General features: G+C 60.3%; 18 protein-coding genes and 2 tRNA genes. 2 read left to right on the top strand and 18 right to left on the bottom strand.

Features of this window, described 5'->3' with window-relative positions:
- Nucleotides 1-40 precede the first annotated feature (40 nt).
- The 8 genes from HMPREF2779_RS00505 to rpsB all read right to left on the bottom strand — a co-directional run bounded on the left by HMPREF2779_RS00505 (nucleotide 41) and on the right by rpsB (nucleotide 7,988).
- Entirely contained in the window at nucleotides 41-895 is an 855-nt protein-coding gene (locus tag HMPREF2779_RS00505; RefSeq protein ID WP_105360549.1) for a chromosome partitioning protein ParA, read from the bottom strand.
- 332 nt (nucleotides 896-1,227) lie between these two features.
- Nucleotides 1,228-2,553 (bottom strand): 1-deoxy-D-xylulose-5-phosphate reductoisomerase, encoded by a 1,326-nt coding sequence (gene dxr, locus HMPREF2779_RS00500; RefSeq protein WP_105360548.1) that lies wholly within the window; start codon nucleotides 2,551-2,553, stop codon nucleotides 1,228-1,230.
- Between the two features lie 168 nt (nucleotides 2,554-2,721).
- Nucleotides 2,722-3,309, bottom strand: coding sequence for a cell division protein DivIVA (locus tag HMPREF2779_RS00495; protein WP_049341682.1), 588 nt, complete (start codon nucleotides 3,307-3,309; stop codon nucleotides 2,722-2,724).
- Between the two features lie 189 nt (nucleotides 3,310-3,498).
- Nucleotides 3,499-4,326 carry a phosphatidate cytidylyltransferase gene (locus HMPREF2779_RS00490; RefSeq protein ID WP_233992155.1) on the bottom strand — a complete coding sequence of 276 codons (828 nt, stop codon included), beginning with the start codon at nucleotides 4,324-4,326 and terminating at the stop codon, nucleotides 3,499-3,501.
- Nucleotides 4,327-4,413: 87 nt separating this feature from the next.
- Nucleotides 4,414-4,971 carry a ribosome recycling factor gene (frr, locus tag HMPREF2779_RS00485; RefSeq protein ID WP_049350195.1) on the bottom strand — a complete coding sequence of 186 codons (558 nt, stop codon included), beginning with the start codon at nucleotides 4,969-4,971 and terminating at the stop codon, nucleotides 4,414-4,416.
- A gap of 296 nt (nucleotides 4,972-5,267) precedes the next feature.
- Nucleotides 5,268-6,011: a UMP kinase gene (gene pyrH / locus HMPREF2779_RS00480; RefSeq protein WP_070684859.1), complete on the bottom strand. Its 744-nt coding sequence runs from the start codon at nucleotides 6,009-6,011 to the stop codon at nucleotides 5,268-5,270.
- Between the two features lie 195 nt (nucleotides 6,012-6,206).
- Nucleotides 6,207-7,037, bottom strand: a complete 831-nt coding sequence (gene tsf / locus HMPREF2779_RS00475; protein ID WP_070684857.1) for a translation elongation factor Ts — start codon at nucleotides 7,035-7,037, stop codon at nucleotides 6,207-6,209.
- Between the two features lie 153 nt (nucleotides 7,038-7,190).
- Complete coding sequence (gene rpsB, locus HMPREF2779_RS00470) at nucleotides 7,191-7,988, bottom strand: 30S ribosomal protein S2 (RefSeq protein WP_005508818.1); 798 nt, start codon at nucleotides 7,986-7,988, stop codon at nucleotides 7,191-7,193.
- A 434-nt stretch (nucleotides 7,989-8,422) separates the two neighbouring features.
- Between rpsB and HMPREF2779_RS09050 the strand changes: the two genes are divergently transcribed.
- Nucleotides 8,423-9,154, top strand: coding sequence for a M23 family metallopeptidase (locus HMPREF2779_RS09050; RefSeq protein ID WP_233992154.1), 732 nt, complete (start codon nucleotides 8,423-8,425; stop codon nucleotides 9,152-9,154).
- Between the two features lie 151 nt (nucleotides 9,155-9,305).
- Here HMPREF2779_RS09050 and HMPREF2779_RS00460 read toward each other — a convergent pair whose 3' ends face one another.
- The 10 genes from HMPREF2779_RS00460 to HMPREF2779_RS00415 all read right to left on the bottom strand — a co-directional run bounded on the left by HMPREF2779_RS00460 (nucleotide 9,306) and on the right by HMPREF2779_RS00415 (nucleotide 22,363).
- Nucleotides 9,306-11,456, bottom strand: a complete 2,151-nt coding sequence (locus tag HMPREF2779_RS00460; protein WP_233992153.1) for a flagellar motor protein — start codon at nucleotides 11,454-11,456, stop codon at nucleotides 9,306-9,308.
- A 10-nt stretch (nucleotides 11,457-11,466) separates the two neighbouring features.
- Entirely contained in the window at nucleotides 11,467-12,486 is a 1,020-nt protein-coding gene (locus tag HMPREF2779_RS00455; protein WP_105360545.1) for a hypothetical protein, read from the bottom strand.
- Between the two features lie 270 nt (nucleotides 12,487-12,756).
- Nucleotides 12,757-12,830 (bottom strand) — tRNA-Ile (locus HMPREF2779_RS00450).
- A gap of 109 nt (nucleotides 12,831-12,939) precedes the next feature.
- Nucleotides 12,940-14,145, bottom strand: coding sequence for a glycosyltransferase (locus HMPREF2779_RS00445; protein ID WP_070684851.1), 1,206 nt, complete (start codon nucleotides 14,143-14,145; stop codon nucleotides 12,940-12,942).
- Nucleotides 14,146-14,473: 328 nt separating this feature from the next.
- Nucleotides 14,474-15,346, bottom strand: a complete 873-nt coding sequence (locus HMPREF2779_RS00440) for a phage holin family protein (RefSeq protein ID WP_105360544.1) — start codon at nucleotides 15,344-15,346, stop codon at nucleotides 14,474-14,476.
- Nucleotides 15,347-15,938: 592 nt separating this feature from the next.
- Nucleotides 15,939-16,014, bottom strand: a tRNA-Asn gene (locus HMPREF2779_RS00435).
- Between the two features lie 195 nt (nucleotides 16,015-16,209).
- Entirely contained in the window at nucleotides 16,210-18,318 is a 2,109-nt protein-coding gene (gene dnaG, locus HMPREF2779_RS00430) for a DNA primase (RefSeq protein ID WP_105360543.1), read from the bottom strand.
- A 131-nt stretch (nucleotides 18,319-18,449) separates the two neighbouring features.
- Complete coding sequence (gene dusB / locus HMPREF2779_RS00425) at nucleotides 18,450-19,616, bottom strand: tRNA dihydrouridine synthase DusB (RefSeq protein ID WP_049355088.1); 1,167 nt, start codon at nucleotides 19,614-19,616, stop codon at nucleotides 18,450-18,452.
- Between the two features lie 261 nt (nucleotides 19,617-19,877).
- A complete protein-coding gene (locus HMPREF2779_RS00420) occupies nucleotides 19,878-20,855 on the bottom strand; it encodes a GNAT family N-acetyltransferase (protein ID WP_105360542.1) in 978 nt (325 codons plus the stop codon).
- A 128-nt stretch (nucleotides 20,856-20,983) separates the two neighbouring features.
- The gene (locus tag HMPREF2779_RS00415) at nucleotides 20,984-22,363 is read right to left on the bottom strand and encodes a glycine--tRNA ligase (protein WP_005507052.1); all 1,380 of its coding nucleotides are present in this window, start codon (nucleotides 22,361-22,363) and stop codon (nucleotides 20,984-20,986) included.
- A gap of 232 nt (nucleotides 22,364-22,595) precedes the next feature.
- Between HMPREF2779_RS00415 and HMPREF2779_RS00410 the strand changes: the two genes are divergently transcribed.
- Nucleotides 22,596-22,811 carry an RNA-binding S4 domain-containing protein gene (locus HMPREF2779_RS00410; RefSeq protein ID WP_005507051.1) on the top strand — a complete coding sequence of 72 codons (216 nt, stop codon included), beginning with the start codon at nucleotides 22,596-22,598 and terminating at the stop codon, nucleotides 22,809-22,811.
- The last annotated feature ends 317 nt before the right edge of the window (nucleotides 22,812-23,128 follow it).

The following is a 23,128-nucleotide window of genomic DNA, read 5'->3' as shown; positions in this document are numbered from 1 at the left end:
TGTAGCTACTCTGTATGCCTGTTCTGGATAGTCCGCAGGATTAGCTCAGAATCTTTCGGGCATTCTCTTCAGCAGTTTTCTTAATCGTGGTCACCTGCTCGATGAGACCCTGCTCCTTTTCGAGGAAAGAACTCAGGTAAGCGATAGCAATCTTTCGCTGTTCGGCATCCAGCTCGGTTGCTTCACGGCAGGTCGCATCGTTGATTGCCAGTTCGTGGGTGTCCTGGTTGTTCTGGCGGTACTGTTCGCGACCCATAACCGGCGTGGTGTAGTCTCCTCCGAAGCGTTCTTTCATGCACTGTGCCCACTTCTCGGTGGCGGGCCCAAGATCTTTGAAGATTGCGTCGTTGTTGAGGTAGTGAACCGCGGTAATGTGGACCCTTCGTATGGTCGCGCGGGATTCTTCTGAACCGAAGACTGCACGGGTAGCTTCTTGCTCGCAACCGCCCTTTCCTTCGGTGCCGTAAAGAGCCTGCATTTCGGCTTCGCTCATAGTACGGCTCTGCTCTTCCAGTGCTGTAGTAGTCAAAGAGTAGCGCTCTTCGTATCCGCGAGCGCGGGCGTCCGCAACGGTGAGAGGTTCAAGATCAGCCTGCAGAAGCAGCGAGATTTCAGTTTTTCCTGCAGGAACCTTGTAGTTCGGGAAACCTCGTTCAGCCATGCACTGGCTCAGGGAACGCTGGTAGGCACGGGCAACATTGTCAGAAAGTGAGGCGAGGTTCTCTACTTTTTCGATAGCTTGACTATCAGGGCTCTTGGAGGCGCTATACGCCTTCTCAGCGTTAGCGGACGCCGAGGAGTCGGCACTGGGCTGCCCGGAGGCGCAGGAGCTAAGCAGCAGGGTCAGCGGGAGTAGGGCCCCGGCGAGGGTTCGTAGGGTGTTCTGTCGACGCATAGGTGGGCACTTCCTCGTGAAATATATGCTGCATCTTTGTTCGCTCGTTCAGGGGCTCTTCGTTGTTTGCCCTTGAGAGAACATATTTTGAACACTAGCCTACTATGCGCCGGGGGGGGAGGCAAGGGGGACGGTATTTATCCTCGCCCCGCTGGTGGGGATGGCACGCCGCATATTTCCTCCGGGATACGAATGGAGGGGCGGCGTCGTCCGAAAGTGACATCAGGGTGCCCGAAGCGAAGCGAGGGCGGGTGCCCCTGTAGGAACGAGGACGAACACCGCCCCTCCTGCAACAGCTGTACTTCCCGCACAAGCAGGAAGAAAGCCGTCTTCTAGTTGCCGGTCATGCCCAGCAGCTCATTCGCGCGAACGCGAGCCCAACGCTCCGCGTTCAGCACAGCCTCCAGCGTCAAATCAGAGTCGGAGATAGCCTCAGCGCTGCCGGTGTGCTCCTCCAGCACGCGTGCCACCGAATCGACAATGTCGGTAAAGCGAATCGCGCCCGCATGGAATGCTGCCACGGCTTCCTCATTGGCGGCGTTGAACACTGCCGGGTGGGTGCCGCCGACCTTACCGGCGTCCTTGATCATTCGCACGGCGGGGAATGCTTCCTCGTCCAGCGGCTCAAAAGTCCAGGATGCCGCCTTCGACCAGTCACAAGCAGGCACGGCGCCGGGGATGCGGTGCGGCCAGGTCAGACCCAGCGCGATGGGCAGAACCATGCTCGGCGGGGACGCCTGCGCAATGGTCGAGCCGTCCACGAACTGCACCATGGAATGCACGATCGACTGCGGGTGAACCGCCACGTCAATACGGTCCAGGTCCACGCCGAACAGGTGGTGTGCCTCAAGCACTTCGAGTGCCTTGTTGACCATGGTTGCCGAGTTGGTGGTGACGACCAGGCCCATGTCCCAGGTGGGGTGTGCGAGCGCCTGCGCGGGGGTCACGTCGTGCAGCTGTTCGCGCTTGTAGCCGCGGAACGGACCGCCCGATGCGGTGAGGATGAGTCGGTCGATTTCTGCGTCGGTTCCGGAGGCGAGCGCCTGCGCGAGGGCGGAGTGTTCGGAGTCGACAGGCACCATGGGGGTGTTCAGGGGGGATGCATCGACGGCGGCGCGTACGAGCGGGCCGCCTGCGATGAGGGATTCCTTGTTGGCCAGTGCCACGCGGTAGCCGCTGTTGAGGGCGGTGAGGGTCGGTTCCAGGCCGATGGAGCCGGTGATGCCGTTGAGGACGGTGTCTGCCGGGTGTGCTGCCGCTTGTACGGAGGCTTCGGCGCCGTGGGCGATTTGCGGGGTGTAGCCGGTGGCGCCTGCTTCGGAGGCTGCCGCTTCGATGAGTTCGCGGAGGCGCTGCGCGTCGTCGGAGGTGCCGCTGGTGGCGACCAGTTCGGCGCGCACGTGCACTGCCTGGCGTGCGAGCAGTTCGAGGGATCGGGAGCCTGCGGAGAGGGCGACGACCTTCAGCGGTGCGTCGGCGGCGGAGGCACTGGTGCCTTTGAGCGCGGCGAGATGGTCGATGACTTCCATGGCTTGGGTGCCGATGGAGCCGGTTGAGCCGAGGAGGGTGACGCGCTGCGGTGCGCGGGTGAGTTCTGTGAGGGCGTCGGTGAGGCGGTCGCGGTTGCCGCCGACTCGTGCTGAGGATCCAAACTTCATGGTTCTAGTGTCTCATGAGCTCGCGGGTGGATCCGGGTACTGGCGCCGCCTCTCATCTTAGAAGGCCCAGTGTAGACGACCCCAGCACAGAAAACCCAGCGCAAAAGACCTCAGCGCAGAAGAATCCCCCACCCTGTCACACGGGGCGGGGGATTCAATGCATACGTTTTAGAGCAGATCCTGCAGCAGCTCAATGCAGCGGTCCAGGAAAGCGTCCACCTGGGATTCCTCGTAGCTGACGGTGCCCGAGGCGGGGCGGAACTTTGCGTGGCGCACCACGGAGGGGTCCAGCGGTTCTTCGCTGTTGAGCTGGGCGTACACGCGGTCGCAGATGGCGTCCACATCGCCGACGAAGTAGCCCATGTGGCGGCGTTTGCTGGGGCGGCGGAAACGCTCACCGGCGGGGCGTTCCAGGCGGCCTGCGAGCAGCTCGCCGGTCTCTACGAGGGAGCGTTCCCAGTTGTCCAGGCCGTACGCCTCAATGTAGCGGCTGCGTTCGAGCTTGGCGAAGCGTTCCTCAATCTTTTCGAGGGCGCGGTCGACCACATCCAGCTGGTAGCCGCCGGGTTCTTCACGGAAGACGACCTGGCGGATCCGTCGGGAGGTGTAGAGGTCTTCGGGCAGTTCGGAGGCTCCGCTGAGCTTCTCGTAGTCCTCGGCAAGGCGGGTGAACAGGCGGTCGACTTCACTGCGCTTGTAGCCGGGTTCGGTTTCTGCTGCACGGGCGAATCCGCCTCCGCGGGTGGTGCTTGCCAAGGTGGCTCCTCTCGACGATTGAACTTTAAGAATACCAATGCTCAGGCTACCTGGCGCAAGGTTGGCGGGCGGTATCTTAGATATAGTCCCCTACGCCCCTGATGCACCGGGTACAACAAAGGCGGGGCGCCCCTCCCCCACTCGTGGGAAGAAACGCCCCGCCTCCATAAGCGATAAAAGCTTCAGGCTTTAGAGCGGCATAATAAACCGGAAAATCAGGCAGCCAGCCGCCGCAGCGAAAAGGATCGAGTCCAGGCGATCCATCATGCCGCCGTGACCGGGCAGGATATTCGACATGTCCTTCACACCCATACGGCGCTTGAACACGGACTCAACCAGGTCACCGGCAGTCGAAGCGACCACCATGACCGCCGCCAGCGGAATAGCCCAATACCAGGGCGAACCCATGACCGCCAAGGCGATAGCGCCAACAACTGCCGAACCGACGAAGGAACCAGCCAGACCCTCCCAGCTTTTCTTCGGGGAGATCTTCGGCGCCATCGGGTGCTTACCCCAATTCACACCGGCAATAAAGCCGAACGTGTCATTGCAGATGGCCATCAGCAGAATCATGAGGATGCCACGCTCGCCGTGGTCCGTCTGGAAGTAGACCATGGCAATACCCAGCATCAGCGGCACCCACAGCAGAGCCAGGGCGCTACCGCTCAAAGACTTACCCAGTGAGACCTGACGGTCAGCACGCACGAGAGCAGAAGAGAGCAGCAGCGCCAGCAGGCTCACCGCCAGGGCGATGCCCAGCCCGGTAAAACCGAACAGGAAAGACACCACCACAATTGCGCCAGACAGGGCACCCAGCAGGTATTCCGGGATGCCGTAGCCGCGGCGGGTGTTGAGCACGTGCCCGATCTCCCAGGTGCCCAAAGCTGCCGCGCCGGTAGCGACCGCAACAAAAACCGGCTGGTAAATCAGGCCCAGCACCAATAGCACGCCGAAACCAACGCCCACACCAATGGCGGCGGGCAGGTTACGGCCAGCTTTGGCGCTGCGTGACTTCACCGGCGTTGTAGCGGTCTGCGGGCTCGGCTGTGGAGCAGGCGGCGCGCCTCTCTCTTCTTTCGCTTCTTTGCGTGTACTCATTAGGGTTTAGACCTCGAGCAGTTCAGCTTCCTTGTGCTTGTACAGTGCGTCGACCTGGTCGATGTGCTTCTTGGTCTGTGCGTCCAGTTCCTTCTCAGCACGTGCGCCTTCGTCTTCACCGATTTCGCTGTCCTTGACCAGCTTGTCAATAGCGGTCTTAGCGTGGCGGCGAACGTTACGGATGGAGATACGAGCCTCTTCAGCCTTGTGGTTGACGAGCTTGGTGTATTCCTTACGGCGCTCAGCGGTCATTTCGGGCATGACAACGCGGATTGCTGCACCGTCGTTGCTGGGGTTAACACCCAGGTCGGAGTCACGCAGAGCCTTCTCGATAGCTGCCAGTGCGGTCACGTCGAAGGGAACGATCTTGACGGTACGTGCGTCCTCAACGTTGAAGGACACCAGCTGCTGCAGCGGGGTCGGTGCACCGTAGTAGTCGGCGGTCAGGCCGCTGAAGATTGCGGGGTTCACACGACCGGTGCGGACCTTAGCGAACTCAGTCTTGGTTGCTTCGATGGTCTTTTCCATCTTCTCGCCGGCTTCGGCAAGGATTTCTTCGATCACGAAAGGATCTCCTTTGTCGGTATTCTGGGGTACCAGAATTGTCGGTGGGTGCGCGTTCAGCCTTCATGATTTCCCTACCGGTTCGCGGCGCATCCGAGGCGAAAACCTGAGGAATACCGCGAAGTCGATGGGAAAGAGGCAGAACGTCGTATTTGATATAAGTCTAGACGGTACCGGCGGGCATAAGCGAGTTTTAGCGCTTACCCGCGCGGTACCGTCCAGAATAAGTCCGCGCTATCGAGCACGGTCACAGTGTGAGGGCGCGTTCCGTACGCCCAAACCTAAAAATTTAGGGGTTAGCGAGTAACGAGGGTACCCATCTTCTCGCCCAGAATTGCGCGGGTCACGTTGCCGTCACCCTGCATGCCGAACACACGCATGGTCACGTTGTTGTCGCGGCACAGGGAGAACGCGGTCTGATCCAGCACGCGGATGTTGCGCTGCATTGCCTCATCGTAGGTGAGGTTGTACAGGCGCTCAGCGTTGGGGTCCTTGTTCGGGTCAGCAGTGTAGATGCCGTCCACGCCGTTCTTAGCCACCAGAACCTCATCTGCGTGGATTTCCAGGGCGCGCTGAGCAGCCACAGTGTCGGTGGAGAAGTAGGGCAGACCCGCACCAGCACCGAAGATCACGACGCGGTCCTTCTGCATGTGGCGAATCGCGCGGCGAGGAATGTAAGTCTCAGCAACCTGCGGCATGGTGATAGCCGACTGAACACGGGTGTCAATACCCTCCTGCTCCAGGAAGTCCTGCAGAGCCAGGGAGTTCATCACGGTGCCGAGCATACCCATGTAGTCTGCACGGGAGCGATCCATACCCGCCTGAGAGAGTTCAGCGCCACGGAAGAAGTTGCCGCCACCAATCACGATGGAAGTCTCAACTTCGCCAACGGTTGCGGCGATCTGCTTGGCGATGCTGCGCACGACCTCGGTCGAAATACCAACTTCGCCGCCACCAAAAACCTCACCGGAAAGCTTGAGCAAAACGCGGCGACGGCCGGTCTCGTCATGGTGAATCGGGTGCGAAATAGCTTCGGTCATGGTTCCTCCAGTGGCTTACCTAGGGGTTGTTATAGGTGATCGGGGCGGACTCCTGCCGCCTAGTCCTTATCAAGGATACAGCAAAGCCGGGTAGCCACCAGTGGTGACTACCCGGCTTCAGGCTATAATCCCAACCTCATACGATTTCCCTTACCGGGAACCCGCAATACGGGAGGACAGAACTGCAGCGAGTCCTTATGCACCCACGCGGAAACGTGCGAATGCGGTAGCGGTTGCGCCAGCCTCGGACAGAACCTGTGCAACAGACTTCTTTGCGTCCTTTGCGAAGTCCTGGTCGAGCAGGGTGTTCTCCTTGAAGAAGCCCTTCAGGCGACCCTCAACGATCTTGTCCAGAATCTTCTCGGGCTTGCCCTCAGCGATTGCGGTCTCGCGAGCAACGCGCTTCTCGGTCTCGATCTGGTCTGCGGGGATGGACTCGGAATCCAGGTACTTGGGGCTCATTGCAGCAATGTGAACTGCAACGTCGTGTGCGACCTCTTCGGTGTTCTCACCGGAAACAGCCAGCAGAACGCCGACCTGTGCGGGCAGGTCCTTGGAGGTCTTGTGCAGGTAAACTGCAACGTTCTCGCCCTCAACGCGTGCAATGCGGCGGACAACGATCTTCTCGCCCAGCAGTGCGCCAGCGTCGGTGGTCAGCTCCTCAACGGTCTTGCCCTCGTAGGATGCAGCCTGCAGCTCTTCCAGGGTGGAAGCGTCAGCAGCAATAGCAGCCTCGAGCACGTTCTGACCGAAAGCGATGAAGGGGTCGGACTTTGCCACGAAGTCGGTCTCGGAGTTGACCTCAACCATGTAGCCAACGCCGTTCTCAACGCGTGCAGCCACCAGGCCCTCAGCGGTTGCGCGACCCTCGCGCTTGGTGATGCCCTTCAGACCCTTAACGCGGATGATCTCGGCAGCCTTCTGCTGGTCGCCGTTAGCCTCGTCCAGAGCCTTCTTGACGTCGAGCATACCTGCGCCGGTCTTCTCGCGCAGTGCCTTGATGTCTGCTGCGGTGTAGTTCGCCATTGTGAACTCCTTGTGTTGCTGTAATAAATCGGGATGACATCCCGGTGGTACATATGGCGGACGGCGCCGCGCCCAGGTCAGGGCGGGCGCCGTCCGAACGTGGTCCCCGCGGGCGGGGGCCACAAAGCATAAAGCTTAGTGGGCTAAGAAAGCTTACTTAGCTGCCTCTTCAGCCTGTGCAGCCTCGTGCTGCTCCAGGAGCTCGCGCTCCCAAGCTGCCATGGGCTCCTCAGCTGCTTCAGCCTTGCCGTTCTTCTTAGCGTTGCGCTCGATCAGGCCGGCTGCCACTGCGTCAGCAATCACGCGGGTGAGCAGGTTGACGGAGCGGATAGCGTCGTCGTTACCGGGGATCGGGAAAGCAACCTCGTCGGGGTCGCAGTTGGTGTCGAGGATAGCAACAACGGGGATGCCCAGCTTCTGAGCCTCGTTAACTGCCAGGTGCTCCTTCTTGGTGTCAACAACCCACAGGAGGGAGGGAACCTTGGACAGGTTACGGATACCGCCGAGGGTCTTCTCGAGCTTCTCGAACTCGCGACGCATGAGGAGCAGTTCCTTCTTGGTGTAGCGAGAACCTGCTACATCGTCGAAGTCAATCTGCTCGAGTTCCTTCATGCGCTCGATGCTCTTGGAGATGGTGCTGAAGTTGGTCAGCATACCACCGAGCCAGCGGTGGTTCACGTAGGGCATGTTCACGCGGGTTGCCTGCTCAGCGATAACTTCCTGAGCCTGCTTCTTGGTACCCACGAACAGGATGTTGCCACCGTGTGCGACGGTCGACTTAACAGCCTCGTATGCCTTGTCGATGAAGGCGAGGGACTGCTGCAGGTCGATGATGTAGATGCCGTTGCGCTCGGTCAGGATGAAACGCTTCATCTTGGGGTTCCAACGGCGGGTCTGGTGACCGAAGTGAACGCCGGAGTCCAGCATTTCACGCATAGTTACGACGGGCATGTCGTCTCCTTTGTGGTGCCGCGCGGACCTCCCATTCGGGCTAGCCCAACGCGCGCATAGTAGTTATCAGTTTTTCCTGGCGGCGGTTAGCGTTCACGGTTACCCGTTCAGCTCAGGCCCTAACCACCCCGTGTGGGTGGACCGAAGGTCCCTTATCGGCTCCCCGTTTGAGGATGCCGCTCACGCCGCGCGTCGTCAGTGATGCTGTGCGGAATGCCTCGAAGAGGGAGAATACCCGCGCAGGCACACTGCAATACGACATTGTACCGTATATTCCGCGATTAATCCGCCGGATTAGGGGTAAAACCTGCGCAGGCACGGCGGGTGTGTGCAGGAGCACTGTGGATAAAGAATTTTAAGACGAAAACGGCGGGGTTATCCACAATTTTTCATGAGGTGCTGCGGGGCGAGGCAATTCGTGATGTGCTCAGAAGATGAAGCAGAACATGAAGACGTTAGCGACAACGCTACGGCGCACGATGCTGGTGGCGTGCTACCTGCTGGGTGCACTTGTGAGCGCGGGTGGGCAGGGCTACGCGGGCAGCCAGGGTTATTTGGGCAGCCAGGATTATTCGGGTTGGCTCAGTTTTACAGGCGGGGCTGGTGTTACTGACGGTGCCACCTCAGGTGCGCAAGCTCCCAGCAGTACGCACGTTCCCAGCACGGTTGAGCTCACCGCGAGCCGACTACGCTACCGCTCCCCCACCGCCGACTCCAGACCTCGGGTGATCCGCCCCTTTGAGAAGCCCGCCCAACGCTGGAGCGCGGGGCACCGCGGCGTAGACCTTGCCGTACCCGAGAACGACCGGCGCGTCTACGCACCGGCACCGGGAAAAGTGGTTTTCAGCGGCACGGTCGTCAACCGCAAAGTGTTGGTCATTGCGCATCCGGATGGGCGGCGCAGCACCTTCGAACCCATGAATGAAACGCTCCCGGTCGGCACCACGGTTACAGCCGGTGATGTCATCGGTACCGTCGCAGACGCGGCGGGCGGCAACGGCGAGCAATCCTACCGGCGATGCTCCGCCCCCTGCTTGTACTGGGGAGTACGACAGGGAGGCGCCCGCAGGGACGGCAGCGGCAAGACCGCCGAGTACATCAACCCCATGAGCCTGCTGGGGTCGAAGGAGCCGAGCATTTTGCTTCCCGTGCCAGGCGGATATTAGGCGCGGGTACTGGATATTAGGCGCGGGTACTTGCGCCGAGCATGAGCCGAACCAGATACAGCTGTGGCCCGTCACCTCCGACAAAGGAGGCAACGGGCCACAGGAGCCAGCCTGGGTTGTGCTCACTAGCGTAGGCGCTAGAGGCAGCTACTCACTGGAGGACGTCACCGTCATCAGCACCGAACTGGTTCGGCTGTGCAGGCTGGTTGGGCTGTGCAGGCTGCTCAGTCGGAGGGATATACGCGGGCATTGCCTTGGTCGGTTCGTTCTCGCCGTAGTTCACGCCGTGTTGCGGGGTGAACACCTGAGTCGGCGAATCATCACCCGCGGCGTAGGCGGTGTTCTGCGCCGGGTAGCCACCCTGTGCCTGGTAACCGGGATGAGCAGCGTAGCCACCCTGTGCCGGGTAGCCGTTCTGTACGTCAGCCTGGGTTGCACCGTAACCGGTCGCAACACCCGCAGCAGCGCCAAGAGCCGCAGCCGAAGCGGCACGACGCTCACGGCCCTTCGCACGAGCCTCCGCGATCTTCTTGCGGAACAGGAAGAGCAGAACCAGGATGAGCAGCATCAGACCCACAATAACCGCATCCACGATTACGTCGGTCATGCTCAGACCGGACACCGGAACAGTCAACGCGTTACCGCTAAACACACCGTTCTCACTCTTGACGCTCAGCTCGCCACCATTGACGGTGAACTGTACGCCGGCACGCGCCAAATCATAGTTGAGGGTGTTCACCTTCTGCTGGTCCAGCGAGGAGAAGGTCGGCGCCTTGAAAGTGAGCTCGTAAGGAACACGGTAGTAGTTACCCAGCTTCTGAGCGAGCTTAATATCCGGCTTCAGAGTGTAGTCACTGCCGAAGGGGTGGTAGCCACCGGAGCGGGTGACGGTCACCTTCGATTCGGGCAGGTATTCATTCAGGTGCTGGTTGAACTCAGCTTCGTCTTTACCGCGAACCTTCACACTCACGATGGTGGCGTCGCCGTCCTGGCGGACCTCAGTCTCGTCATTGCTACCACCAGCAAAAGCATTCTTCAGCGCCTCTTCTGCACCAGCTACGTCAGAGCTCGGGAAGGAGTAGAGGAAACGTGCCTCCATGGAACCGTCCAGGCCCAGGGAAGTAGCCACCTTCATGCCCTTCATAGTCACCTGCTGCGAAAGGTAACGGCTCAGGTGAAGGACGCTCTTCGAAGAGGAAGAGCCAGAGTTGCCGGTGTTATCAACCTGATAGCTGTGGTCGGAGCTGTCCTTCAGGATGACTTCCAGGCCGTTGCCTTCCGGAGAGCACAGCAACGAGCAGTCCAGCACGCCCTTCATAGTCTTGCGCACATAGAAGGTCTTCGACTCTTCCTTGACCTCTCGGGTGTAGCTCAAATCGGTGGTACCTGCACCCAGCAGCTTCTTCAGCTTAGTGTTCAGGTCGTCCAGGGAGGATGCGCTGAAGGTCAGGGTACGACCCACTTCTTCCTTCGCCGCGCTGGTAGAAGCAGAAGGAGCCATGTAGGTTGCCTGGGAAGACTCCAGCCTCTTCTTCAGCTCTGAGCCTTCAGGCTTGACCTGGTTCAGATAGGCGTCGACCGTAGCAGCGGTCTCCGAGTTCATGATGTCCTTCGCTACGAAGGAGGCAGTAGCAGAGTAGCCACCGTCCTTTTCCTGAAGCTCAAGAACCATCGCCTTGAAGCCACGGTCCTGCACGTCCTTCGCAGAGATAGTGGAACCGCCGGAATTCTTTACTTCCTTCTCGCCAAACTTCACAGTGGTTTCGCTGCCGCTGCTGTTGAACACACTGTTCTTGTTGGAGGATTCAATCACGCCATCAACAACAAGAGCTTCAGGGAGCCAATCCAGCAGCTCCTTCGAGCTGAAGTTTTCCTTCACCTGGATACCCTGCACCAGGCCCTGCTCGGTATTGAGAATAGTGACGGTAGGCTCGGTCTTGGAACCAGCAGCCTTCAGGATAGAAGCAACCTTGTTACGGTACTCATCCACAGAGGAGAAGGGAATGGTGAAGGTCGCACGTGCCTTGTCACCCTCAGACTGAATACCACCGTATTCCAGGCCCTCGGGCAGGTGCTTACGCACGGACGCATCCAGAGCCTCCGAACCGCCCTTAATCTTGTCCTTGTTGTCCTTGAGGTTAAAGGAAACCAGCATGGTGCGGGTACCCTTCTCAGCGCTCTCAAGGCCCAGCTGAGTCTCAATCCTCGCACCGCAGGCGCTCAGAATCAGGGCGGCAATGGTCAGCAGAACCGCCAGGAATATCCAACGCTGACGAGTCGGTGCGCTCGGGACGTGAGTCATCGCGTGCATACTAGGCTCCCATCAGGCGAATAGCCACGTAGTAAACAATCATGGAGGCAAAAACCCAAGCAGTGCTCAACGCTGCGTGCATGATAATCGGGGACTTCGCGAAGCGGCCCAGACGGTTCAGACCCAGGTAGGTGAGCGCCTCTCCCGAGAACACGGCGAAAGCAAGCACCAGGACCATGAGCATGGTCAGGAAGGACGCACCGTCACCGCTACGGCTGAGAGTCATGAAGAACATGAGCAGGTTCAACAGCAGGAACGAAGGAATCAGCACCAGCGAAGAAACCGACACGGCATGCATACTCACGGTGAAGGAGGTCGGCGCCTTACCGATACGCGCGGTCAGCTGCAGCTGCACACCGCGCAGAACCTGCACACCGAAGATTGCAAGAGCCATCAGCACGTACGCCAGAATCATGCGTCCGGTCGGTACAGCCTGTGCTGCGTAGGCACCACCGTAAGCGGCACCGCCTCGACCGCCGAACATGTAGCCCACCATGGACATTGCGATGACGGCAGCCAGGATAACCAGCTGGCTGAAGAAGAAGGCACCCACCAGCGCCTGCAAAGTCGTGGGAACGATCCAACCCCACACACCTGCGGAAGAGATGCGGGCGTGCGCGGTCGCCGGGTTGCTGGAGAAAACATCCAGGAACGCGTTCCAGGTAGCACCCAGTGCCTTCACCGCCGGATGCGGTGCGCTCGGCACATAGGTTGCCTGGCCGGGCTGACCCGACTGAGCGACACCGGACTGGGCCGCATCGGGCTGAGGTGCGACGGCAGGCTGACCGGGCTGTGCGGGGGCTGCCTGAGCCTCTGCATTCGGCTGTGCATTAGCGTTTGCCTGAGCGGTCTGAGACGCCTGCTGCGGCTGGACGGGCTGCTGAGGCTGAGCAACCTGAGCTACGTTACCCGGCTGAGCAGACAGCGAAGCGTCCTGCGCGGGGTGCACACCGGCATCGTAGCCGTAGCCTCCTGCAGCAGATGCGCCCTGCGACGGGTTGTTGGGAGTGTTCTCCGACATTGAGATCCTCTCACATGGTGTGCGGATGCAACACCTACCGGCTGAATCGGCATCTACCGGCGGCATCACACTGTCTTTCGTGACAAGACTCTTCAACCCTACCCTATTGAACGCTATGATGAGCTGTCGTTCGTCATTTACTCATTTTCATCACCGTTGATGCATTCCATGCACGAAAATAGCGCCCCGATAGCACCGCAAAAGAGCACGAAAAGAGGGCGCAAAAAGCCCCGCCCGCCGACAAGTGGGTGAAGTCGACGGGCGGGGCCGTAGGGAGTGCGGGGCTCGAACCCGCGACCAAGGGATTATGAGTCCCCTGCTCTAACCGGCTGAGCTAACTCCCCATCCGGTGCAGTGACGGCACGCAATGGGCACCAGCACCATCCTCTAGAGTACCTGAACAGCGACTGAAAACGAAAAACACTCAATCCACCACCCAGCGGCTAGAGAACCTTAGCGGCGCGAATCCAGGTAATGCTGGTACGGAGCGTCACTCACGTACAGTTCCTCGAAGGTGCGCCAGGTGTTCTCAGCGCTGTGGAAGCCCACGATGCGGCGGGACTCACGACCCATCTGCTCACGCTCAGCAGCGGGCAGGGAGAGCACGGCCTCCAACTTCTTCGCCAAATCCTGAGCGTTATTGGGTTCGAAGAGGTAGCCGTTCACGCCGTCCTCCACCAGGTGCGGCAGAGCCAGCGCATTCGCGAGCACCACGGGGGTGGAGGCACTCATCGCCTCCAGGGAAACCAGGGACTGCAGTTCGGCGGTACCGGGCTGGCAGAACACATCAGCCATCTGGTACACCTCGGGCAGATGCTCATCCGGAACGAAGCCACGGAAAATCACGCGGTCGGACACGCCGCAATCGTGCGCCTTCTGTTCAAGAGCCTCACGTAGCTCGCCACCACCGGCGATATCCAGCACCACGTGCTCGAGGGTATCGGGCAGCAGGGAGAGCGCCTCGATAAGCACGTCCACGTTCTTCTCTTCGGCAAGACGACCCACGAAGGCAATACGCAGCTCACCTGGAACCTTGCCGGCGTCAGCACCCTCAGCCAGCTCGTAGTCGCTGATCTCAATACCGTTAGAAACCGGCATGACGGGGCGGTCAAAATGACCCAGGTCACGCATCGCATCCGCACCAATCTGGGTGGGGGTGGTAACGACCGCAGTCTTAGAGAAGCAGAAACGCATGTCCCTCCAGGTGACCTTCTCAATCACGCGCTTCACGGGAGCGGGGAAGGGCAGGAACGGGTCAAGGTTCGCCGGCATGAAGTGGTTCGTTGCGATGACACGGATACCGCGGCGCTTCGCCTGGAAGATGAGGGCGCGACCAATAATGTAGTGGCACTGCACGTGCACCACATCCGGGCGGACCTCGTCAAGGATTGCGCCGACCTCGGACCAGATCTCCCAGGGCACGCAGATGCGGTTCGTCTCGTGGGTCGGGGGCAGGTGCGAGCGCAGGCGGTGCTCCACGACGCCGCCCTCTACTTCGGTGCGGTAGCTGGGGCCGGGGATGGGGCTGGCGGCGACCACGTGCACGGAGTGGCCGCGTTTGAGCATGGAGGTGGCGAGGCGGTGACCGAATTGTGCTGCACCGTTGATGTCCGGCGGGTAGGTTTCTGCGCCAATCAGAATCGTCTTTGCCTGTTCCATGACGGGGCTCCTCATCGGGGTGTAGTGTGTCGGTGACTTTGGGGTTTCGGGTGCGACGGTGCGCCGCTTCTACCTCTGTCTGCCGCGTGCACCGGGTGGGTCCAGTACGTACAGCATTTGTCTATTCTACCTGTGAGCTGCGTCCTTCTCCGATTCGTGGAGGGCGGGTTTTGGCTGGGAGTTACCTCTAAACCTCACGTTGAGACAGAAGCCAGCAACCTACCCGTAGACGCACAAACGCCCCGATACGAGTATCGGGGCGTTTTGATGCTTGGCGTTAAACCTGTGCGCCGGCTTTAGCGGCGACTGGGTTTATGGTGTACCGGGTTTAGCGGCGTACCAGGCGGTTCAGGAAGTGCAGGACGGTTGCAATGGATGCGCCCAATGCTGCGAAGGACTTCCAGCGTGCCTGCAGAACCTCGGGCTTGCGCACGTTCTCTGCCAGGCCGCGGCCGGTAGCTGCTGCACCGGCAGCAACCTCGGAGGGCACTGCCTTGAGTGCAGCCAGAGCTTGCTGGGTGTTGTTCTGAACGTCGCCGGTGTAGGACTGCAGGTCGTCGCGCAGGGATGCCAGGTGCTGGCGGCGTTCTGCGGTGCGCTGTTTGAGCTCTTCGAAGGTCGGCGGCTTGGGCTCTTCCTCGCCGCGTGCCTTGCGCTCTTCAGCTTCCTGACGTGCGCGTTCTGCTGCTTCTTCAGCTTCCTTAGCCTTCTGCTCTGCACGCTCTGCTTGTTCCTTCTTCAGGCGCTCAGCGGACATGGCGGTACCTTCCTTGAGTACGCCGAGGTCGAAGAGCAGACCGAAGATTGCGGATTCGGGCTTGAACGGCAGCTGTGCCTTGACCTTCTTCAGGCCGACCAGGGCGCAGATTGCCAGGACGATGAGGAAGATGAGGGCGAAGACCAGTGCGGATGCCCAGTAGGGCATGACGGTGCCGAGGCCGAGGATTGCTGCGGCGACCAGCGCAATGATTAGGAACAGACCGAAGACTGCTGCGACGCCGAAGAAGGCTGCGCCCTTACCAACGGCGATGCCCTTGGTCTTCAGCTCGTGCTTTGCAATCTGGATTTCGTCCTTGACCTGGCTGGGTCCGAGGGTCTTGAAGGTTTTGCCAGCGTCGATGATGTTCGCGACGCCGGACTTAATCCCGCTGATGCCAGCAAAGAAACGCTTGGGTGCCTTGGGATTAGTAGTAGTGGTCATGACCACCTCTCCGTGACGTGTTTTTGGAGGCTTCTTTTTCGCACTCCACCTCCTATAGTTTAGCCCCTTATGATACCTCCGCGTGACCGTTTGGGTGGGGGTTTACGCTATCTCTTCAGGTATTTTCGACTTTCTGGAGGCTGTGTTGAGCTGCAGGCGTAGCTTTCTGGGTTTGGTTGCCCCTGTGGATTTGCTTTGGAGTAGGCGTAAGAGAAAGCCGATGCGCCGCTCCCCCGCCGTGCGTTGGGTAGGCGTGTGGTTGATGTGGGCGAGGAACTTCTCTGTGCTTTAGACTTCACATTTTTTGCAGGGTGAAGCATCGTTGCCTCGCCGGGGGCGTAAGCCCGAGGGCCCGAAGGGAGCACCCCAGCGCTCACATAGGGTGGAGTGGTTACTGATTCATGACTTGGAGAGAACGTTCCGACTGGACTCGAACCAGAGGAACAGATAAAGCAAGAACCCCCGACTGGACTCGACCAGACGAAGTTAGGTGTGGGCGCCCCAGCGCCTGCACCTAACGCAGTGGTTACTGAGTTCGAGTCCCGTCGGGAAAATGGAAAAGCCTCAGAACTTTGTTCTGAGGCTTTCAGCTTGGCTCCCCCGACTGGACTCGAACCAGTAACCCTTCGATTAACAGTCGAATGCTCTGCCAATTGAGCTACGGGGGATTATTTTATTTTCATTGCTGGTTTCCCTTGCAACGAGTAATAACTATACCGGGACTGTTTGGGCTCCGCAACTTGAAATACTATGAATTGCATCACTTTTAGGTTGTGTGAGTGGCTTCTACCCTGCGGTGCCCCCGGCTACCTGTGGAACGTAGAGGTTCTGCAGGTAACCGGGGTATTCACAAGGAACCGTACTTAGCCGCGCTGTGCGCTGAGCTGTCGGCGGCGCATTTCCAGTTCGAGAAGCTGACGCTGTACCGCTTCGAACTCTTCGTCGTCGGGGTTGGCGCTGAGCTGCTCTAGGCGCATCATCAGGTCGGATTTTTGGCGGGCGATCTGTTGTTCGAATAGGGCGTTGAGTGCCCCGGTGACGAAGTTCGGCAGGCGCTCAGCGCTACTGACCGGTAGCGGTGAGACGGCGAGCTCCGCGATTGCGGGGTGTACGCCCTCCACAGCACCGGAGCGCACGCAGTTGATCCATTCGATGCCGGGGGTAGGTGCCATGACGGTTGCCGCGTGAATAATGCCGGCGGCCACCTCGCGGTGGGTGCGGTAGCGGAACTGCACGGTGGCGAGGTTACGCCACTGTTCCACGCTGATAAGCTCGGGGTGCTGCAGGGCAATCTCGAGCGCCGCCTTTTCGAGGCGGGCAACCGGGTCACGCGGGTCGGGGGTGAGGAACTCCTCGACGGCGGGGGCGGTCGCCTCCGGCTGGGGTGCGGTGGGCTGAATGCTGCTCGGCGGGTGCGCGGCAGCGTTCTGTCCGGCGTAGGCGCTGGGGGCGGCGTGGTCTTCCGGGGGCGGTGCGTCGTAGGCGGGATCGTAGGGTGCGTCAGCATGAACTGCCCCCTGAGCGCTCGTATAGCCCTGCGCTCCCGCGTAACCCGGCGTGCCTTGCACGCTTTGCGGCCCCTCATTCAGACACTCGTAACGCGGTGCGGCTGCGGGAGCCTCCGCCTGCTGGGAGCGAGAAAGCTTCGGGTGGTTCTGCGCGTACGCCACGGCACGCTGAATCTCGTCAAGCTCCAGACCGAGCTGGCCGGACACCTTACGCATGTAGGCGGGGCGCAGGTCGCGGTCCTTAATGCCGGCGATAATCGGGGCGATAGCGCGCATCGCCAGCACGCGGCCTTCAAGGGTCGCCAAATCGTACTTGGCGAGGGTCGAATCAATCGCGAACTCGAAGAGCGGGCGGCGCGAAGCGATCAGCGAGCGCACGGCAGCGTCGCCCTTGTGCAGGCGCAGGTCGCAGGGGTCCATGCCGTTCTCAGCAACCGCAACGAAGGTCTGCGCGACGAAGCGCTGATCCTCCTGGAAGGCTGCCATAGCGGCCTTCTGTCCTGCGGCATCGCCGTCGAATGTGAAGATGATTTCGCCGCCGGAGCCGTCGTCGGTAATCATGCGGCGCACCATCTTGATGTGGCCGGGACCGAACGCGGTGCCGCAGGTGGCAACGGCGGTGGTGATGCCGGCGAGGTGTGCCGCCATGACGTCCGTGTAGCCTTCCACGATGACGACCTGCTTGGTCTTGGTCATATCGCGTTTTGCCAGGTCAATGCCGTAGAGCACCTGGGATTTCTTGTACAGCTGCGTCTCGGGGGTGTTCAGGTATTTGGGGCCCTGGTCGTCGTCGAAGAGGCGGCGGGCACCGAAGCCGATGGTTTCACCGGCGATGGTGCGGATGGGCCAGATGATGCGGCCGCGGAAGCGGTCGTACAGGCCGCGGTTGCCCTCCGAGAACATGCCGGTAGCCTTCAGTTCCTCATCGGTGAAGCCCTGGGAGCGAAGGTGCTTGAGCAGGTGATCCCAGCCGCGCGGGGCGTAGCCGACACCGAACTTGCGGGTTGCGGCGGGGTCGAAACCGCGGGCGCCGAGGAAGTGCTGCGCCTCCTGAGCATCAGCGCTGTAGAGGTTGCGTTCAAAGAACTCGGCGGCAATCTTGTGCGCGTCGAGCAGGCGGCGGCGCATACCCGCCTCGTAGCGGTCGCCGGGCTTACCGCCCTCATAGTGCAGGGTGTAGCCGATGCGCGCGGCAAGGCGCTCCACCGTCTCAACGAAGCTGGTGTGTTCCATCGCCATGACGAAGGAGTACACATCACCGGATTCACCGCAACCAAAGCAGTGGTACGAACCGACCTGCGGGCGCACATTGAAGGAGGGCGTGCGCTCGTCGTGGAACGGGCACAGCCCCTTGAAGGTGCCTATACCGGCGCTTTTGAGGCTCACGTAGCCTTCAATGATTTCGCGGATATCGGTACGGGCGCGGACTTCGTCAATGTCTTCTTTGCGGATTAATCCAGCCATAAACTCAATTCTACGGTGAGGGTCAACAGGTAGCGCCTGCAGGCGTTATAGGCGCAGGAAATAGCGCACGAACAGGCTCATAAAAAGGATGCGCCGCGACGCGCAAACAGCACGCCGCGGCACACAGGTGTTTAGCCGCCGGAAATATCCAGCTCAGCCTCCGCCAGGCCCAGACGCTCAGCATCCCCCAGGATGCGCGAATCCAGCCAGCCATCGGGCAGGTGCGGCTGCTTGGGGCTGCCGGCGCGACCGCGCGAACCCTCCACGGCGGCGCCCGGGTAACCAATCGAGTGATCCAGCTGAGCAATAAGCTCACGGAACGTCGCCAGATCGGGCACCTGAGCCATCTTCGCGCGCAGCTCACCGCCAACCGGGTAACCCTTGAAGTACCACGCCACATGCTTGCGGATCTCGCGCAGGCCTCGGGTCTCATCGCCGAAGGTTTCCACCAGCAGTTCTGCGTGGCGGTAAATCATGTCCGACACCTCAGTCAGGGTCGGGCGGATACGCTCCGACGAACCCTCAAACGCATTCTGCAGGTCACCAAACAGCCACGGGCGACCCTGGCAACCGCGACCAATCACGACGCCGTCCACGCCGGTCTGCTCAACCATGCGCACCGCATCCTCGGCGGAGAAAATATCGCCATTACCCAGGATTGGCACATCCGGAATCAGCTCACGCAGCTGCGCAATAGAATCCCAGTCAGCCTTACCCGAATAATGCTGAGCCGCAGTACGACCGTGCAGAGCAATCGCCGCAACACCGGCATCACGAGCAATCTTGGCGGACTCCAAGAACGTAATGTGGTCATCGTCGATGCCCTTACGCATCTTAATGGTCAGCGGAATATCGTTGCGGGACGCCTCCTTCACCGCGGTCTGCACAATCGCAGTGAACAGGTCAGTCTTCCAGGGCAGGGCGGCACCGCCACCGCGGCGAGTCACCTTAGGAGCCGGGCAGCCAAAGTTCAAGTCAATGTGGTCGGCACGGTCCTCTTCAACGACCATGCGCACAGCCTTACCGACGTTGACCGCGTCCACACCGTAAATCTGGATGGAGCGGATCTTCTCGTCCGGGTCATGCTCAATAATGCGCATGGACTCGGGCTTACGCTCCACCAGGGCGCGCGCAGTCACCATTTCGGTAACGTACAGGCCGCCGCCATATTCACTGCAGAGGCGGCGGAAAGCCTTATTGGTCACGCCAGCCATCGGGGCGAGAACCACGGGAGTATCAACGGTCAGATTGCCCAGTTTCAGGGGCGGAAGGGTAAGACGGGGTGCTTCAGAATTCACCCCTATATTGTGGCATACGGGGGCAAATCGAGAACCGGACTCAGCTGAGGGGGTACAGGAGCGCAGTGCAGTGGCACAGCGGCACGGCACAACAAGCACAGTACAGCGGCACGGCGCAAGCTCAGCGACCCTAAAGAGGCTCAGCAACCGCGAGGAGGCGCAAGCACGCACAAGGGGCGAGGAAGCGTTCCGCTCCCCCGCCCCTTCAGCAAGAGTCAGCCAGCAGGCTCAGTACCGAGAACCTACGAACCTATTTGGAACCTACTCGGTCACGTAAATATAGGTCGGGTCGCCCTCCACCGAAGCAGTACCGGCACGCAGCAGCACGTCAGTCACCTGAACCAGCGCCTCCATGGCGTCATCAACCTCAACCAGCACCGGGTACTTAGCACTCAGCAGAGACAACACCTGCATAATCGCCTCCACAGCACCCTCATTATCGAAGTCGTAGCCCAGCAGCAGTTCGGTGGCGGTGTTCTCATTCACCAGCGCCGCCTCCGGGTCAGTCTCGAAGGGGTGGTAGCTCACCGCAAACGCAACGATCGGGCCCTTCTTACCCTCAGCGGCAGCCTCACGAATATGGTCACGAAGCACCACCGCGCCAAAAGCACGCACCTCATCCGAGAGGAAATAGCGGTTCACCGTGCCCAGGCCCACCTCAGCAGGAACATCCCACTCGTGGGCGCGGCGGTAGAAATTCCACAGCGCAGAAGTCAGCTCCACCGAACCGGTCGCTAAATCCTCAATCGCCTGAGTCTCATTACCGTCAGCATCCTCACGCAACGACACCGGAGGAATCGCACCCGGCTCCACACGCACCATACGGGAACGCTGAACCAGCTTCATACCAGCCGCCTGCGCAAACTCCTCACCGTCACTAAACGGCGCCAACTTCACGCGCAGAGCAGTGGTCTGACCGTGCGCAGCCGCAATCTCACGCAACGCATCCAGCAGGGCAGTACCAATACCCTGACGGCGGTGGTCAGCTGCCACCTCCACATACGACCACAAACGCGTCGGATGCAGCAGCGAAGCCACCACAGTACCCGCAGCCACCGGCACACCAGAAACAGTCACCACCAGGGTGCGGCTAAACGGCGCATCCGTATCCGGGCCGAAAAGGCCACGCTGGCGCTCCTCAACCTCATTGCGGGCAGAGTTCCAAATCTCAAGCAGGGCAAGGTCATCACCCTCCTGCCAGGGGCGAATCTCAAATTTTTCGCTGAGGCGTTCAGCCATATCCGTGCACCTTTCCTTCGCTCGCGTCAATCGTGCCAATCAGTCTAACCAGGGTAGCCTAAATACACGACGGCGGGTAGCCTCTTTCGCTCTAAGAAGCTACCCGCCGACCATGTTATAAATTATTTTTAGCCTGCCAGGCGTGCAGCCAGGTAAGACTTCACTTGATCCAGAGCCACACGCTCCTGGTTCATGGTGTCACGCTCGCGGATGGTCACAGCCTGATCCTCAAGAGTGTCAAAGTCCACGGTGATGCAGAACGGGGTACCGATCTCATCCTGGCGGCGGTAACGGCGGCCAATAGCGCCCGCCTCGTCGTAGTCCACGTTCCACAGGCCACGCAGCTCATTCGCCAGCTTAGTTGCCGGCTCAGACAGTTCAGCCTTCTTCGACAGCGGCAGAACAGCAGCCTTAACCGGAGCCAGACGCGGGTCAAGCTTCAGCACGACGCGCTTATCCACGCCACCCTTAGTGTTCGGTGCCTCGTCCTCGACGTATGCGTCAACAAGGAACGCCATCATGGAGCGGGTCAGGCCGAAGGACGGCTCAATCACGTACGGGACGTAACGCTCGCCGGTAGCCTGGTCGAAGTACTCAAGCTTCGCGTTAGAGTGCTCGTTGTGCACACCCAGGTCGTAGTCAGTACGGTTCGCAACACCCATCAGCTCGCCCCACTCGGAACCCTGGAAGCCGAAGCGGTACTCAACGTCAATAGTGCCAGCCGAGTAGTGTGCACGCTCCTCCTTAGGAACGTCGAAGCGGCGCATGTTATCCGGGTTAATACCCAGGTCAACGAACCAGTTCCAGCAGTCCTCAACCCACTCGTTGAAGTACTTATCAGCGTCATCCGGGTGCACGAAGTACTCAATTTCCATCTGCTCGAACTCACGAGTACGGAAAATAAAGTTACCGGGAGTGATCTCGTTACGGAACGACTTACCAATCTGGCCAATACCGAACGGCGGGCGCTTACGAGAAGCAGTGACCACATTGTTGAAGTTCACGAAAATACCCTGAGCGGTCTCCGGGCGCAGGAAGTGCAGACCCTCCTCATTATCAACCGGGCCCAGGTAAGTCTTCATCAGACCGGAGAAGTTCTGCGGCTCAGTCCACTCACCACGAGTACCACAGTTCGGGCAAGCAATCTCTTCCATGCCCTCAGCCGCGCGGCCCTTCTTCGCCTCAAAGTTCTCCAGCAGGTGATCCTGACGCAGACGCTTGTGGCACGACAGGCACTCAACCAGCGGGTCGGTGAAGGTCGCCACGTGACCGGATGCCTCCCACACCGCACGAGGCAGAATAACGGAGGAGTCCAGGCCAACCATGTCCGCACGGGAGCGGACGAAACGCTGCCACCACTGCTGACGGATGTTTTCCTTCAGCTCTGCGCCGAGGGGGCCGTAGTCCCATGCGGAGCGGGAACCGCCGTAAATTTCACCGGCCTGGAAAACAAAGCCGCGGCGCTTCGCGAGCGCAATAACGTTATCGAGGGTGGACTTTTCAGCCATAGTTACTCCTTCTGCCCCGCCACCGGCTGTGACGTGCGTGAGTTCGGGTTCATAAGGGACGCCGCCCAGAACGGGGCGCCCGTATTCGCGCTCATCGGCGCAATATGCACACTTTTTGATGCAAGACACTAGGGTACCATCACCACCCTACCCCTGGGTATGCCTACCCGGCCCACCACTCCCCCATTTTTGCCGGACACCAGGATGCACCCGGCGGGATAAACTAGGAAGCATGGAAGAAATTTTTATTCGCGACGACATGATCCGCCTCGGCCAGTTCCTCAAGCTCGCCAACCTCGTAGAGGACGGCGCGCAGGCACGCGAGGTCATTCAGCACGGCCTGGTAAAGGTCAACGGCGACATTGAGGAAGCACGCGGAAAGCAACTGCACCCCGGCGACACCGTGACTCTCAACGGTGTGACCGTGAAGGTTGCGCACGAGGACTAGCACTCCTCTTGATGTGAAAGCTTGAGGGACGGCGTTCGTCCTCGTTCCTCTCCCCTTACCTAACGATGCGGCCGGTGCGCACCTTCCTACGCTCCTACAGGGGAACCCACCCTCTCGGGCGCTCCGCTCTCTCCTTGCTTCGCTGCGGAGAGCACCCGAGAGGGTACCCTGATGTCGCTTTCGGAAGGTGCACCGGCACGCTCCGGCAGCGGGGCCGAGAGCGGCTACCCGGAAAACGCGGCCGCACCCGCACAGTACCCCAGCACGGAAAGGCGGTATCGTCCGAAGTGACATCAGGGTGCCCGAAGCGAAGCGAG

Source organism: Rothia sp. HMSC069C03 (assembly GCF_001811075.1).
GTDB classification, from domain to species: Bacteria; Actinomycetota; Actinomycetes; order Actinomycetales; family Micrococcaceae; genus Rothia; species Rothia mucilaginosa.
The sequence above is the reverse complement of the archived record's forward strand: the minus strand, read 5'-3'. Positions and strand labels throughout refer to the sequence as shown.